Source organism: Sphingorhabdus sp., from assembly GCF_040079335.1.
Lineage (GTDB): Bacteria > Pseudomonadota > Alphaproteobacteria > Sphingomonadales > Sphingomonadaceae > Sphingorhabdus_B.
In genome coordinates this window covers 47337-63156 of record NZ_JBEBKL010000011.1, presented here as the reverse complement: position 1 = coordinate 63156, position 15820 = coordinate 47337, and the positions used below count along the sequence as shown (strand labels likewise).

The 15820-nt window shown below is 59.6% G+C and carries 10 protein-coding genes and 1 pseudogene; 6 read left to right on the top strand and 5 right to left on the bottom strand.

What is annotated here, in order from left to right:
* The 5 genes and pseudogenes from ABL922_RS05320 to ABL922_RS05300 all read left to right on the top strand — a co-directional run.
* Positions 1 to 548, top strand: a pseudogene (locus tag ABL922_RS05320) (sugar nucleotide-binding protein); the annotation flags it as partial.
* 37 nt (positions 549 to 585) lie between these two features.
* On the top strand, positions 586 to 1386 hold the full coding sequence (locus tag ABL922_RS05315) for an undecaprenyl-diphosphate phosphatase (RefSeq protein ID WP_349023167.1): 801 nt from the start codon (positions 586 to 588) through the stop codon (positions 1384 to 1386).
* 143 nt (positions 1387 to 1529) lie between these two features.
* Positions 1530 to 2972 (top strand): NAD(P)-dependent oxidoreductase, encoded by a 1443-nt coding sequence (locus ABL922_RS05310; RefSeq protein ID WP_349023166.1) that lies wholly within the window; start codon positions 1530 to 1532, stop codon positions 2970 to 2972.
* Positions 2969 to 7492 carry a glutamate synthase large subunit gene (gene gltB, locus ABL922_RS05305; RefSeq protein ID WP_349023165.1) on the top strand — a complete coding sequence of 1508 codons (4524 nt, stop codon included), beginning with the start codon at positions 2969 to 2971 and terminating at the stop codon, positions 7490 to 7492. Before ABL922_RS05310 ends, gltB begins: the two co-directional genes overlap by 4 nt.
* A 165-nt stretch (positions 7493 to 7657) precedes the next feature.
* Positions 7658 to 8200, top strand: coding sequence for a hypothetical protein (locus ABL922_RS05300; RefSeq protein ID WP_349023164.1), 543 nt, complete (start codon positions 7658 to 7660; stop codon positions 8198 to 8200).
* 88 nt (positions 8201 to 8288) lie between these two features.
* Here ABL922_RS05300 and ABL922_RS05295 read toward each other — a convergent pair whose 3' ends face one another.
* Together ABL922_RS05295 and ABL922_RS05290 are read right to left on the bottom strand one after the other, a co-directional pair.
* The gene (locus ABL922_RS05295) at positions 8289 to 11258 is read right to left on the bottom strand and encodes an L-glutamate gamma-semialdehyde dehydrogenase (RefSeq protein ID WP_349023163.1); all 2970 of its coding nucleotides are present in this window, start codon (positions 11256 to 11258) and stop codon (positions 8289 to 8291) included.
* A gap of 52 nt (positions 11259 to 11310) precedes the next feature.
* Positions 11311 to 11649, bottom strand: a complete 339-nt coding sequence (locus ABL922_RS05290) for a glycine zipper 2TM domain-containing protein (protein ID WP_349023162.1) — start codon at positions 11647 to 11649, stop codon at positions 11311 to 11313.
* A gap of 139 nt (positions 11650 to 11788) precedes the next feature.
* Here ABL922_RS05290 and ABL922_RS05285 point away from each other — a divergent pair, with 139 nt between their 5' ends.
* A complete protein-coding gene (locus tag ABL922_RS05285) occupies positions 11789 to 12841 on the top strand; it encodes an esterase-like activity of phytase family protein (RefSeq protein ID WP_349023161.1) in 1053 nt (350 codons plus the stop codon).
* Between the two features lie 6 nt (positions 12842 to 12847).
* Here the strand turns inward: ABL922_RS05285 and rpmB are convergent, their stop codons facing one another.
* The 3 genes from rpmB to ABL922_RS05270 all read right to left on the bottom strand — a co-directional run bounded on the left by rpmB (position 12848) and on the right by ABL922_RS05270 (position 15746).
* The gene (gene rpmB, locus ABL922_RS05280) at positions 12848 to 13138 is read right to left on the bottom strand and encodes a 50S ribosomal protein L28 (RefSeq protein ID WP_349023160.1); all 291 of its coding nucleotides are present in this window, start codon (positions 13136 to 13138) and stop codon (positions 12848 to 12850) included.
* A 107-nt stretch (positions 13139 to 13245) separates the two neighbouring features.
* A complete protein-coding gene (locus tag ABL922_RS05275; protein ID WP_349023159.1) occupies positions 13246 to 14367 on the bottom strand; it encodes an acyl-CoA dehydrogenase family protein in 1122 nt (373 codons plus the stop codon).
* An 89-nt stretch (positions 14368 to 14456) separates the two neighbouring features.
* Positions 14457 to 15746 carry an adenylosuccinate synthase gene (locus tag ABL922_RS05270; protein WP_349023158.1) on the bottom strand — a complete coding sequence of 430 codons (1290 nt, stop codon included), beginning with the start codon at positions 15744 to 15746 and terminating at the stop codon, positions 14457 to 14459.
* Positions 15747 to 15820: the final 74 nt, after the last annotated feature.

Below are 15820 nucleotides of genomic sequence, written 5' to 3'. Positions count from 1 at the left end.
CCATATGTCTGCCATCGGCGCGGATGCCGAAAGCGAAGCCGAATATGGGCGCAGCAAGGCGGGTGGCGAGGCGGCGGTGCGCGCGGCCTTCCCCAGCGCGACCATCTTGCGCCCCTCGATCATTTTTGGGCGGGAGGATGCGTTTATCAACCGCTTTGCCGGGTTGATCCGGATGCTGCCCGTTGTGCCGGTAATTGGCGCGGAGACGAAATTCCAGCCGGTGTTTGTCGGCGATGTGGCACGCGCTGTGGTGGCGGCACTCGCAGGTCTTCTCGATGCTGCAATTGAACGAATGGATTGCCAAGGCAACCGGCCACAACAAGCTGTTCGTGCCGGTGCCTGATGCCGCGGCCAAGCTGCTCAGCTTCATCCCCGGTGGGCCGATTTCGGGCGATCAGCTCAAAATGCTGGCGCATGACAATGTGGTGTCGGGGGTAGACGGGCTTGCCGCGCTCGGCATCGTGCCGACGCCTTTGGATGCGGTGGCGCATGACTGGATGACGCTCTATCGCAAGCATGGCCGCTTTGGTGATGCGGCGGCGGCTTGATCCGCGCGCTTGACCTGCACAAAGGGGCAATGACTGCATGAGTGAATTCTGGACCGCCGTGATCCTGGGCATTGTGGAAGGGATCACCGAATTCCTCCCCGTTTCCTCGACCGGGCATTTGATCCTCGCGACCGAGCTGATGGGTTATGATGCCAAGCGCTGGGCGCTGTTCAACATCGCGATCCAGCCCGGCGCAATCTTGGCCATTGTCGTGCTTTATTGGCGGACATTTTGGGAGGTGTTTACCGGGCTGTTCAAATGGGATGCGAAGGCAGTGGCCTTTACCCGCAACCTGTTGCTCGCCTTTTTCCCCGCCGTGGTGCTGGGGTTGGCCTTTGGTGACGCGATTGAGATGATGCTCGAAAACGCCGTCATCGTCGCATGGGCGCTGATCATCGGCGGCTTTGCGATATTGGTGGTGGAGAAATATGCGAAGACCAGCGATGCGGGCGGCGTGGCCGAAATCAGCTGGCAACGCTCGGCCGCGGTGGGCCTCGTCCAATGTCTGGCGATGATCCCGGGCGTGTCGCGTTCGGGGGCGACGATATTGGGGGCGATGGCGATGGGGGTCGACCGCAAGACCGCCGCCGAATTCAGCTTCTTCCTCGCTTTGCCGACGCTGACCGGGGCGACGGTGTTGCAGCTTTACAAGCACAGGAGCGAGGTGAGCGCGGATGATATGGGCTTGCTGGCGGTGGGCTTTGTGGTGTCGTTCTTGGTCGCTTGGGCGGTAGTGAAGGCCTTCCTCGCGGTGGTGACGCGCTATGGCTTTGGGCCCTTTGCGTGGTACCGAATCGTTGCGGGGGTGGCGGCCTTGGTGTGGCTGGAAATGCGGTAATGTCCGTTTCGGTCCTTTTATGTTGAAATAAAGTTGCAGGTGGAACTAACTTGGTTTCAAATGCGGTGAAATAGGTCAGTATATTTGCCCTATTAGGGCATTTTCTTGATGTCAGCTTTGTCAGTTTTGGCTATGGCCGCGCCATGGCACAAGAACGCATGCTCAAATTTGTCGGCACCACCCAATCCTTCCCCGAAAAACGGGAGGCGACCCTGCGCGCCGAAGACTTCGCCGAAATCGCCAACCGCTACGCCCCCGAAAAAGCCGCCGAACAGGCGTCACGCTGCTCGCAATGCGGCGTGCCCTATTGCTCGGTCCACTGCCCGCTCGGCAATCACATCCCAGACTGGCTGCGCCTGACCGCAGAGGGCCGCCTGCGCGAAGCCTATGAGCTTTCAAACTTGACCAGCAGCATGCCCGAAATCTGCGGCCGCATCTGCCCGCAAGACCGCCTCTGCGAGGGCAATTGCGTGATCGAATTTTCGGGCCATGGTGCCGTCACCATCGGCTCAGTCGAAAAATACATCACCGACACCGCCTGGTCCGAGGGCTGGGTCGAACCCATCGAAGTCGGCCCCGCGCGCGGCCAATCGGTCGGCATCATCGGCGCCGGCCCCGGCGGACTGACCGCGGCGGAGCAGCTGCGCATCGCGGGCTATGATGTGCATGTCTATGACCGCAACGACCGGATGGGCGGCTTGCTGACCTACGGCATTCCCGGCTTCAAGCTCGAAAAGAACGTCGTGATGCGCCGTATCAACCGGCTGGCCGAAGGCGGCGTGGTTTTCCACGCCAATTTCGAGGTGGGCCGCGACGCCAGCCTCGATGAATTGCACGCAAAGCATGACAGCATCCTCATCGCAACGGGCGTTTACAAGGCCCGCGACATCAAGACACCCGGCATTGGTTTGCGCGGCATCCACGCGGCGCTCGATTATTTGACCGCCTCCAACCGCAAGGGCTTTGGCGATGTGGTGCCCACCTTTGACAACGGCACGCTGGATGCCAAGGGCAAAAATGTCGTCGTCGTCGGTGGCGGCGACACAGCGATGGACTGCGTCCGCACCGCGATCCGCCAAGGGGCAAAATCGGTCAAGTGCCTCTACCGCCGCGACCGCGACAATATGCCGGGTTCCCAGCGCGAAGTTGCCAATGCAGAGGAAGAAGGCGTCGAGTTCGTCTGGCTCTCCGCGCCCAAGGCGTTTGACGACACGGATGCTGTCGAGAAAGTGCATGTCAGCAAGATGCGCCTCGGCGCACCCGACGCCAGCGGTCGCCGCGCGCCGGAGGAGGATCCGGAAGGCGATTTCACGCTGAATTCTGACATGGTCATCATGGCGCTCGGTTTCGAACCCGAAGACCTGCCCAACCTGTTCGGTTCCCCTGACCTCAACGTCACCCGCTGGGGCACAATCCGTGCCGATCATGTCACCGGCATGACCAACCTGTCCGGCGTGTTTGCCGTCGGCGATATCGTCCGCGGCGCCAGCCTAGTCGTCTGGGCGATCAAGGATGGCCGCGATGTGGTCGAACATATGCACCACTGGATGCAAAGCCATAAAGCAAAAGAAAAGGTTGCGGCATGACCCACCACCTCCCCTCCCCCGAACATGATCGCCTTGCCCGCGAAGGCATGTATTATCCCGAAACCGAGCGCGATGCGTGCGGCGTCGGCCTGATAGCGGCCACCGATGGCAAGCCTTCGCGCCGGGTGGTCGCAGCCGGGATCGAGGCGCTGAAGGCTGTCTGGCATCGCGGTGCGGTCGATGCCGATGGAAAGACCGGCGATGGCGCTGGCCTTCATGTCGACCTGCCCGTGCGCTTCTTCGACGATGCGATCACCGCTGCGGGTCACAAGCCACAACCGAACCGGCTCGCCGTCGGCATGGTCTTCCTGCCACGCACCGATCTGGGCGCTCAGGAGGCATGCCGCACGATTGTCGAAGCAGAGATCATCGAGGCTGGCTACACCATCTATGGCTGGCGGCAGGTTCCGGTCGATGTCTCAGTCATCGGCGACAAAGCGCAGCGCACGCGGCCCGAGATCGAGCAGATCATGATCGCTGGGCCGATGCCCGAGGATGTGGATGCCGTCGAGTTTGAAAAGAACCTTTACCTCGTCCGTCGCCGGATCGAGAAGAAAGTGATTGCCGCGCAAATCCGGGATTTCTACATCTGCTCGCTGTCGTGCCGTTCGATCGTCTATAAAGGGCTGTTCCTCGCCGAGAGCCTGTCGATCTTCTATCCTGATTTGCAGGATGATCGCTTCGAAAGCCGCGTAGCGATTTTCCACCAGCGCTATTCGACCAACACCTTCCCGCAATGGTGGCTGGCACAACCCTTCCGCTCGCTAGCCCATAATGGTGAAATCAACACCATTCGTGGCAACCAGAACTGGATGAAAAGCCACGAGATCAAGATGGCTTCTATCGCGTTCGGTGACCATTCGGACGATATCAAGCCCGTGATCCCGGCAGGGGCCTCCGATACCGGCGCACTCGATGCGGTGTTCGAAACACTGGTTCGGTCGGGCAAGGAAGCGCCGACGGCAAAGCTGATGCTGATTCCCGAAGCGTGGCAATCAAACCCGAACCTGCCCGCCAACCACAAGGCGATGTACGAATATATGGCGAGTGTGATGGAGCCTTGGGATGGTCCCGCCGCTCTTGCCATGACCGATGGGCATTGGGCGGTGGCAGGCGTTGACCGCAACGCGTTGCGCCCCTTACGCTACAGCCGCACCAATGATGGCCTCCTCATCATCGGGTCCGAAACGGGGATGGTCATCGTTCCCGAAAACACCATCGTCGAAAAGGGTCGCCTTGGCCCCGGCCAGATGATCGCGGTCAATCTCGACGAGGGCAAACTCTATCGTGACGGCGAGCTCAAGGATCGAGTCGCTGCCGAGCAGGATTATGCCGCGCTCGTTGGCGGCTTCCGCAGCATAAACGACCTCCCGGAAGGCAAAGATTCATCGCTCGACTGGACCCGTGCCGAACTGACACGACGGCAGGTAGCAGCAGGCATGACCCTCGAAGATATGGAAATGATCCTCTCACCCATGGTCGAAGACGCTAAGGAGGCCGTCGGGTCGATGGGCGACGATACACCGCTCGCGGTGATTTCGGACAAGCCGCGCATCATCAGCCAGTTCTTCCGTCAGAATTTCAGCCAGGTCACCAACCCACCTATCGATTCACTGCGCGAGCGGCATGTGATGAGCCTGAAGACGCGCTTTTCAAACCTTGCGAACATTCTCGACGAGACCGGGCAGAATAGCGACGTTCTCGTGCTGGAAAGCCCTGTCCTCACCAATGCCGAATGGGGGCGCTTGAAGGCCGCATTCGGGAAGGCAGCAGCCGAGATCGATTGCACTTATCCGGTTGCCGAAGGGCAAACCGGGCTGCGCGCGGCCATCCGCCGCATTCGTGAGAATGCCGAGGCCGCTGTGCGTTCGGGCCAGACCGAACTCTTCCTGACCGACATAACTATTGGTGCAGAGCACATCGCCATTCCGATGGTTTTGGCCGCCGCCGCCGTTCACACGCATCTCGTTCGTGCAGGTCTGCGAAGCTATGCCTCGGTCAATGTACGTTCGGCGGAATGCCTTGATACGCATTATTTCGCCGTTCTGATCGGTGTGGGTGCAACCACCGTGAACGCCTATCTCGCCGAAGCGTCAATTGCAGACCGTCATGCGCGCGGCCTGTTTGGCGACAAGTCACTTAGCACAGCTGTCGAAAATTACCGCACGGCGATCAATGAAGGCCTGCTCAAGATCATGTCCAAAATGGGGATCGCTGTGATCTCCAGCTATCGCGGTGGCTATAATTTCGAGGCGGTTGGCCTGAGCCGCGCGCTGGTCAACGATTTTTTCCCCGGCATGCCGAACAAGATTTCGGGCGAAGGCTATCATTCGCTGTTCGTTAACGCGCGCGACCGGCACGCGGGCGCATTCGACAGCGCGGTTGCACGTCTGCCGATTGGCGGATTCTATAAGCAGCGCAAGGATGGCGAGGCGCATGCCTATTCGGCCGGCCTCATGCACCTGCTGCAGAGCTCGGTCGCCAAGGACAGCTATTCGACCTATCTGCAATTTGCCGCTGGCGTCCGTGAATTGCCGCCCATCTATCTGCGCGACCTGATGGAGTTTAACTTCCCGAAGGACGGCGTACCGCTCGACGAGGTGGAGGCGATCACCGAGATCCGCAAACGCTTCGTGACCCCTGGCATGTCGCTCGGCGCGCTCTCGCCCGAAGCGCATGAAACGCTGGCCATCGCTATGAACCGGATCGGCGCGAAAGCAGTATCCGGCGAAGGCGGCGAAGACAGTAAACGCTTCACCCCTTACGAAAATGGCGACAATGCCAACAGCGTGATCAAGCAGATCGCCAGCGGGCGTTTCGGTGTCACGGCCGAATATCTGGGTGCGTGCGAGGAAATAGAAATAAAGGTCGCGCAAGGGGCAAAGCCCGGCGAAGGCGGGCAGCTTCCCGGCTTCAAGGTGACCGAGATGATTGCGCGGCTGCGCCATTCGACGCCGGGCGTGACGCTCATCTCCCCTCCCCCGCACCACGACATTTATTCGATCGAGGATCTCGCGCAGCTGATCTACGATCTAAAGCAGATCAACCCGCGCGCGCGGGTATGCGTGAAGCTGGTCAGCGCGGCAGGTATCGGAACGATTGCGGCGGGAGTCGCCAAGGCACATGCCGACGTTATACTAGTATCTGGCAATGTAGGCGGCACCGGCGCCAGCCCCCTCACCAGCATCAAATATGCGGGAACGCCTTGGGAAATGGGCTTGAGCGAGGCCAATCAGGTGCTCACCCTCAACGGCCTGCGCCATCGTGTGAAACTGCGCACCGATGGAGGCCTCAAAACCGGGCGCGATATCGTGATCGCAGCGATATTGGGTGCCGAGGAATTCGGCATCGGTACACTCAGCCTTGTAGCCATGGGCTGTATCATGGTACGGCAGTGCCATTCTAACACCTGCCCTGTCGGTGTCTGCGTGCAAGATGAAAAGCTGCGTACCAAATTCACCGGCACGCCCGAAAAGGTCATCAATCTGATGACCTTTATCGCCGAAGAAGTACGCGAAATCCTCGCCAAGCTGGGCTTCCGTTCGCTCGATGAAGTGATCGGTCGCACCGAATTGCTGCGTCAGGTCAATCGCGGTGCCGAGCATCTCGACGACCTTGACCTCAACCCCATCCTCGCCAAGGTTGATGCACCGGACGAGGCTCGTCGTTTCCACATCGAAGGCTTCCGCAATCCTGTTCCGGACAGCCTCGATGCGCAGATCATCAAGGACGCGCAGCCCGTTTTTGACAGACGCGAAAAGATGCAACTCACCTACAATGTCCGCAATACGCACCGGGCAGTGGGGACACGATTGAGCTCAGAGATTACCCGTCTATATGGGATGAAGGGGCTTGCAGCCGATCATGTTCACGTCCGACTGCGCGGGTCTGCGGGGCAATCGCTTGGTGCCTTCCTCTGCCAGGGCATCACGCTCGAAGTCTTTGGCGACGCCAATGACTATGTCGGCAAGGGATTGTCCGGCGGCAAGATCGTGGTGCGTCCGACGGTAAGTTCAAACCTTGAAAGCCAGCACAACTCGATCATCGGCAACACCGTCCTTTATGGCGCGACCAGCGGGAAGCTGTTTGCCGCTGGTCAGGCGGGCGAACGCTTTGCCGTGCGCAATTCGGGCGCGAAGGTAGTTGTTGAAGGCTGCGGCGCCAATGGCTGCGAATATATGACCGGTGGGATCGCCGTGATTCTCGGCGAAACTGGCAGCAATTTTGGCGCAGGGATGACAGGCGGCATGGCGTTTGTCCTCGATCCCGATGGTCGTTTTGCAGAACGCGCCAACCCCGACGGTATCGTCTGGCAACGCCTCGATAGCGCCTTTTGGGAAGCAGGGCTGAAGGCACTGATCACCGAACATGCCGCGGCCACCGACAGCCAGTGGTCGAACTCGATCATCGAGGATTGGGAACGGCGACGCGGCGAGTTTTGGCAGGTGTGCCCGAAAGAGATGCTGTCTCGACTCGAACATCCGCTCTCAGATGCTTTGGCGAGCGTGGCCGCCGAGTAGGCGCAGTCGGCACGGAATTTTACAACCATTTACCTTGCTTGCTGTTTATTGACAGCATTGTTCAGTGCGACGTCAGCCTTGGTTTGCTAATGGCAGCGAGTTCAGACCGAAATGGGGTCTGTCGCGCGCCTGCATGAACAGCAGGCAATTTTGGGGTGATGGGCCATGCGCTCGATTGATTTGCGGGTTCCGGCAGTGGCCGGTTTTGCAGTCTTGCTTCTCGCATTCGCGCCGGGAGCGAAAGCTGCTGAGTATCAGGAAATCCAGTTCGTTGCTGGAACAGGTGAAGTGTCGACCGCTGCGCCGCTAGCACTTGCGAATAGCGAGCGCGACAGTCGTGATGCCGAAGCCAAACTAAACGATTTGGCCAAAGATCTGATCGACCCACGGGTCCAGAATGGAGTTGCCGCTATCGTCGAACGCATGGGTGAAACCATGCTCGACCTACCCGTCGGTAAATTTGCCGCTGCTATAGAAAAAGCGCGTCCGGGAACAATCGAGAAGCGTATCCGCGAAGATGCGACCGTTGCCGATCTGGCAGGTCGCGATGCGGAACGCCTTCCGCGTGAGTTGGGCAAGGGCAGCCGTCAGATGATGACGATGCTGAGCGGATTTGCATCAGCCTTCGCAACCATGATGCCCGAGTTTGAGGCGATGGGTCGCGATCTGGAACGCAGCATGAAAGACATCAAGGCCACGCGCGACTGAGAATTTTCGTCAACAGGGACACCGTTAACGGGGGGCAATTTCGTTAACGGGGGAGGGGCGGTGCCGGATCGCGCACCGCCCCTTTTCTTTAGCTATCCTCCAGCGAAAGCAAAGACGCATTGCCTCCCGCGCTAGTTGTGTCGATGCTGGTCGTCCGTTCGGCGCAGAAGCGGTGCAGATAATTGGGCCCGCCTGCTTTAGAACCAGTGCCCGAAAGCCCCTCACCGCCAAAGGGCTGGCTGCCGACGACGGCACCAATCATCGACCGGTTGATGTAGAGATTGCCGACCCGTGCTGTGCTTTCGACCAGTTCAGAAACCCGCGCGATGCGGCTGTGCAGACCCATGGTCAGGCCAAAGCCCTTTGCGTTGACCGCCGCTATGGTCTCTTCCAGTTTGCCTGCAGGCCAAGTCGCCACATGGACGATCGGGCCGAACCATTCGGTGTTGAGGTCATCGAGGCTATCAAGGCGCACCAGCGTTGGCGGGATGTACAGGCCGTCGGTGGGCACCGGAACCTCAAACACGATCCGGTCGGCGACTTTCTGACGATAGGCCATCAGCCGGTCATAGGCCGCTTTGTCGATAACCGGGCCGATGTCATTCGCTGGATTGGCAGAATCACCGACCACCAGTTCTTTCATCGCGCCGACAAGCATTTCGATGGTGTGCTCGGCAATTTCGTCCTGCAGCAACAAGAGCCTGAGAGCCGAACAGCGCTGTCCGGCGGACTGGAAGCCGGAGATGACGACATCGCGTACGACCTGTTCGGAAAGCGCAGTCGAATCGACGAACATCGCGTTCAAACCGCCGGTTTCGGCGATCAGCGGTACCAAAGGTCGGGCATCGTCGATGAGGAGGTTGCGGGCGATGGCTTTGGCGGTGGGGACGGAGCCGGTGAAAACGGTGCCGACGATGCGGCGATCATTCAGAAGAACCTGACCTATGTTACCGTCTCCGGTCACAAGCTGGATGGCGCCTGCGGGGATGCCGGCCTTGCGTGCAAGGTCGATAGAATATCGCGCAATATCAGGTGTTTGTGGAGCAGGCTTAGCAACAACTGTATTGCCGGTGACGAGTGCAGCCGCCACTTGCCCTAAAAAGATAGCAAGCGGGAAGTTCCACGGCGCAATCGCCGCCCAGACGCCGCGGCCTTCATAGCGCAGCACATTACGCTCCCCTGTCGGCCCGGGCAGTTCGACCGGCCGCATATCCTCACGCGCCCGCGCCGCATAATAGCGACAGAAATCGACCGCCTCGCGCACTTCGGCGAGCGCATCGGGAATCGTCTTTTTGGCCTCTTGCACCGCAATCGCCATCAAGGCCGCGCGATGTTCCTCCAACAGGTCAGCGAGCCTATCGAGACAAGCGGCCCGCTCTTCAACCGGCGTCGCAGACCAAGCCGGATAGGCCGCCTCTGCCGCAGCAATCGCGGTTGCCACATCGACATCGATGTCCGCTGGCACCGCTGGCATAGAAGCAACCTTGCCAGCTATCTCGGCCAGCACCGCTGCATCCTCCAGATCCATTCCCTCACTATTCGAGCGTTCGGGCAAGAACAATTCGGACGGCAGGCGGATGGCCGGATGGCGTGTGCCGCCAACTTCCATGACTTTCTCGACCGGATCGGCGAGCAGTTCGTCTTCGCTCACTTCCTCATCGGCCAGCTGGTGCACGAAACTGCTGTTCGCGCCATTTTCGAGCAGGCGACGGACCAGATAGGCGAGCAGATCGCGATGCCCGCCCACTGGCGCGTAAATGCGGCAGTGATAGCCGTCATCCTGCACCAACCGTTCGAACAGCCCCTGCCCCATGCCGTGCAGCCGCTGAAATTCGAAATCGCGCGTCTGCCCGGCCCATTCGAGGATGGTCGCAACGGTCAGCGCGTTGTGCGTGGCAAAGGCGGGGCGGATATTGGAGGCGCGCAACATATCTTTCGCGCAGGCTAGATAAGAGGCATCGGTCGAAGGCTTGCGTGTGAACAACGGATAATCGGAAAGCCCGCGTTCCTGCGCCCATTTGATCTCGCTATCCCAATAGGCACCCTTGACGAGCCGGACCTGCATGATGCGGCCGGTATCGCGCCCCAATGCATCGGCCCATGCGAGCACCGGGCGGGCGCGCTTTGAATAGGCCTGCACAGCCATACCAAGCCCGTCCCAGCCCTTGAGCTGCGGATCGCGCGCTGCGGCCTCGATGATGTCGAGGCTCATTTCCAGCCGCGCGGCCTCTTCGGCATCAACCGTCAGTTGCACACCAGCCGCTGCAGCCTGACGCGCCAGATCGATCAGCATCGCGGACAATTCGGAAACACAAGTAGCTGCCTTGGCGGTTTCATAGCGCGGATGAAGCGCGGAGAGCTTTACCGAAACGCTATGCCCGCGTGCCGGATTGGCACCTACAGCAGCAATGGCGCCCCGATAGGCCTCGAAATAACGTTCGGCATCGGCGCGGGTGCGCGCAGCTTCGCCCAGCATGTCAAAACTGGCGGTGAAGCCTTTATTCTCTGATGCCTCCATGCGCTTGATCGCTTCGTCGATGGTGCGGCCCATGACAAACACCTGCCCCATGAGGCGCATGGCAGCGCCTACGGCCTGACGGACGAAAGGTTCGCCTGCGCGCGACACCAATTTGCGCAACACGCCGCGTCCATCTTCGCCGACCATCGCTTTGCCCAGAACCAATCCCCAGGTCGCGCTGTTGACCAGCAGGCTTGCGGATTTGCCGCTGTGCGAACGCCAATTGGCATCGCCCAGCTTATCGGCGATCAACAGGTCGGCCGTGTCCGCATCGGGCACGCGCAGAAATGCCTCGGCGAGCGAGAGAAGCGCGGTACCTTCTTCAGTGCCCAGGCGATATTCCTGAAGGAACTGGTTGACCCAGCCGTCGGTCTGCGCCGCGCGCAATTCGCCCAGCAGGTCGCGCGCTCGGGTAACCACACCATCGCGCTCAGTTGCCGAAAGCTGTGCTGCGGCGACTAGCGGTGCGAGAGTTTCGGGTTCGGATGCGCGGAACATCGGCCGGATGGCCGCACGCGCGGAATCGACTGGATTTGCCATGCCGCCGCATAGCGCCAGTGGCTATGCGGCGACAAGTTTCAATTGTTACCAATTAACGATAGCGACGGCGGCAGTTGCTGTCCGACTTGTCGATCGCACGGCCGGCGAGTGCACCAACTGCGGCACCGATGATGGCGCCTTCGGTTTTGCTTCCCCGACGCGCTATCTCATTGCCTGCCAGTCCGCCAGCAACTGCGCCAATGATCGTGCCGCCGGTACCCTTGTCGCAACGATATCCACGATCGCGGCGGCTGTAACGATGATTGTCGCGGTCACGATAGCTGTAATAGCCATCATCGTCATAACGATCGGCAAAGGCCGGGGTCGCCGAAAAGCCGGTAACCAGAGTTGCGGCTGCGACCAGTGCGCCGAGTGACTTTTTCATGTTCATCTTCTTTCTCCTTTGCGCTGGCGGGTTCTTGCTCCCAACCCGCCTCGAATTTTGCCCTGTTGAGCATTGGCTAGGCGATTCGGCTTGAGCCTTTGCTGAATGCGGATGTTATCTCCTGTTCAGGCTTGGGCTTTTTTAGATGAATGCTATGAGTGCGACGATGCGCCACCGCCTGCCCCGGATATTGCTGCTCTTGCTGCTGATGGCGGCCTCGGTCGGTGGCCACCGCGTCTATTCGCGCAACGATAGCCAAAGGATCGAGCTGCTGCCGTTGGCGCTTGATGAAACCAATCTCGAACGCACGAAAGTGGGCGCACTGACATTTCTGAACGCGTGGGAATTGCAGAGTGATAATAGCAATTTCGGCGGAATTTCCGCTTTGGTCGTCACACGCGACAGCCGATTTCTTGCGGTCAGCGACGCCGGAACCTTGATCGGCTTCACCCTTGGACAGAGCGACCGGATGGAGAATAGCTTCATCGCCGCCCTTCCCGGCGCCTTTGGCGATACAATCGATTATCGGGATCGCGACAGCGAAGGCATGGCCTATGATCCCGCCTCTGGACGCATCTGGATCAGTTACGAAGCGCACCACGCGGTTCGCCGTATTTCCCCTTCCTTGGGGAGAGTGGATGGCATCAACAAACTTACCTTCACCATTGGATGGAGGGCAAATGGCGGTATCGAAGCAATCGCCCGGTTGCGCGATGGCAGGTTCGTGCTGTTTTCCGAAGCGCATCAGCGTGCAGATGGCAGCAATAGTGCTTATCTCTATTCTGGTGATCCCGTTGAGCCCGGTTCGCGAGCGACAGTCTTCGGTTATGTAGCGCCGGAGGGATATCGCCCGACCGATGCGACGCTGCTGCCCGATGGTCGCTTGCTGATCCTCAATCGCCGGATCAGTTTTCCCAACGGCTTTACCGCGAAACTGGCAATTCTCGACCCGGCCGAAATAGAATCAGGCAAGGCGGTAGCACCAAAAGTCATCGCAACACTCGCGCCGCCACTTCTGGTCGATAATATGGAGGGTGTGGCAATCACCGAGGAGGAAGGCCGCATCATCGTCTGGATGATTTCCGACGACAATTTCACCGCGCTGCAGCGCACGATCCTGATGAAATTCGCGCTCAATCTGCGCATTAAAAAACCGGAGGCGGAAACCGCCCCCGGATTTGAAACTCTATCAAATTAGGCGCGATTAAGCGGCTACAGCCTGCTTCTTCGAAACGGCCTTCTTCACTTTGCGGGCGTTGGTGCTCAGCTTCTCGTCCGAGGTCTTGAGCAACCAGTTGTCGAGGCCGCCAACATGCTCGACCGAACGCAGGCCCGAAGCCGAAACGCGGAACTTGAATGCCTGTTCCAGAGCGTCTGAAAGCAGCGTGACATTCTGCAGGTTGGGCAGGAAGGTGCGCTTGGTCTTGTTGTTAGCGTGGCTCACATTGTTGCCTACCATGCGACCCTTACCGGTCAGTTCGCAAATGCGCGACATCTTCAAAATCCCTATAAATATAAGAGTTACGGGAATCGCTGTTCCCGGAAAGTGGCTGCCCCTAACCTTGTGCCCGTCAAAGGTCAAGCCTTTGCGCGGCATGTTGCTCAAACCAGCAGCAAATCCGCCAGTTTTTTGCGGTGCCAGGCGGCATCGCCAAATTGCGAAGCGTGGAATATCGCCGCCCGGCGGTGGAGCCCGGCATCGCAATCATGGGTGAAACCGAATCCGCCGTGAAACTGGATCGCCCGGTCTGCAGCAAAGCTATAGGCACCATCCGCCGAAGCCTTGGCCATGCGCACGGCAACCTCACCCCTGCCCTGATCCGAAATGCTGTGCGCCGCGCTGTACAAATGCGTGCGCGCTTTTTCATAACCGACATAGGCATCGACCATCGGATGTTTGAGCGCCTGATATTCGCCGATCAACTTGCCGAACTGCTTGCGGGTACGCAGATAATCCAGCGTATAGTCAATCACCGCCTGCGACCCGCCGCACATTTCAGCGGACTGAAGCAGGTTTGTAGAAAGTTCGATCTGGGCCAGTGCTGCACCAGTCCGCGACACATCGAGGGCCGCGTTTTCGGCCACCGATATTCCGTCCAGTTTGAGTGCAAAGCTGCGTTTGGTTTCATCGGTGATGATTTCACGGCGAAGTGCACCTTCGGGGATGGCCCCCTTTTCAACCAGAACGAGCGCTGGCTTACCGTCGAGTTGGACCGAAACCAGCACCACTGCGGCACTATCGGCCCACAGCACGAAATGCTTGATTCCCGACAACTCGATCTGGCCACCCGCGCGCTTCGCCGTTGCCGTGATATTGGCGAGGTCCCAATCGCCATGCGCCTCTCCCAGCGCCAGCGTTCCGATTTCGCCGGCAGCCAGACGCGGCAGCCATTCGGCCTGTTGTTCAGATGTGCCGCCCGCGAGCAACGCCTGCTGCGCCACGATAGTGGACACAAAGGGAGAGGCCAGAAGATTGCGGCCCATCTGCTCGACCACTGGTACAACTTCCGCCAACGACAAGCCGACGCCGCCTTGTGCTTCGGGAACGGCGATGGCCAGCCAGCCCAGCTCGGCAATTTCCTGCCAGACGTCGGCATCGAAGCCGCTTTCGCTTTCGAGCAGTGCTCGCACCTTGGAAATCGGCGATTTTTCGCGGCAAAATTCGCTCGCCACGTCGAGCAACTGGATCTGCTCCTCGCTATAGCCGATGCCTGCAAATTCCATGATACGTTCCTCTTTCCAAGCCTCCTGCTTGAGTTAATCGAATGATTAAATCAAGCAGGGAATTCGGAAAATGCGCGTTTCTGGCAGCCTCAATCGGCGAACGGATCGCGCACCAATATGGTGTCTTCACGCTCGGGCGAGGTGCTGACCAGCGCCACCGGTGTTTCGATCAATTCCTGGATGCGTTGGACATATTTGATCGCCTGTGCAGGCAAATCGGCCCAGCTGCGCGCGCCTGCCGTGGTTTCCTGCCAGCCGGGCATGTCCTCATAGATCGGCTCGACATTGGCCTGATCGGCAGAGTGGCTCGGCAGATAGTCGAGGATTTTGCCGTTGAGGCGATAGCCGGTGCAGATCTTGATCGTCTCGAAACCGTCAAGCACATCAAGCTTGGTGAGCGCGATACCGGTGACACCTGAGACCGCACAGCTTTGCCGCACGATCACGGCATCGAACCAGCCGCAACGGCGCTTGCGCCCTGTCACCGTGCCGAATTCATGGCCGCGTTCGCCAAGGCGCTGGCCGACTTCGTCTTCCAGCTCGGTCGGGAACGGACCCGAACCGACGCGGGTGGTATAGGCCTTCACAATGCCGAGCACGAAACCAGTGGCATTGGGGCCAAGGCCTGACCCTGAGGCCGCCGTGCCGCTGACCGTGTTCGAGCTGGTGACGAACGGATAGGTGCCGTGATCGACATCGAGCAGCACGCCCTGCGCGCCTTCGAACAGCACACGCGCACCCGCCTTGCGGACTTTTTTCAGTCGTTTCCAGACCGGCTGGGCATATTGCAGCACATAAGGCGCAATTTCTTTGAGGTCATCGAGCAGGCGCCGCCTGTCGACCGGGGGCTCTCCGAAGCCAGCGCGCAGCGCGTCATGGTGCGCGCACAACCGGTCGAGCTGCGAATCGAGCGCGTCGAGATGGGCCAGATCGCACACACGGATGGCGCGACGCCCGACCTTGTCTTCATAGGCGGGGCCGATACCGCGGCCGGTGGTGCCAATCTTGCCCGAACCCGCTGCAGTTTCGCGCAGCCCGTCCAGATCGCGGTGTATCGGCAGGATCAGCGGGCAATTGTCCGCGATCGCGAAATTCTCAGTATTGATGACAACGCCCTGCCCTTCAAGCTTTTCGATCTCGGCCTTCAGATGCCAGGGATCGAGCACCACGCCATTGCCAATGATCGACAAAGTGCCGGTGACTATGCCGGAGGGGAGGAGCGATAATTTATAGACCTGGTCGCCAACCACCAGAGTGTGTCCGGCGTTATGCCCACCCTGAAAGCGGACCACGGCATCGGCGCGGCTTGCCAGCCAATCGACAATCTTGCCTTTGCCTTCGTCGCCCCATTGAGCGCCGATTACGGTTACATTTGCCATTACGGATTTCCCGAAACAACACATGCCCCAAAGAGGACATGGTGGCCTTTTTCTGCGCAGAAGGGATTTTCCGC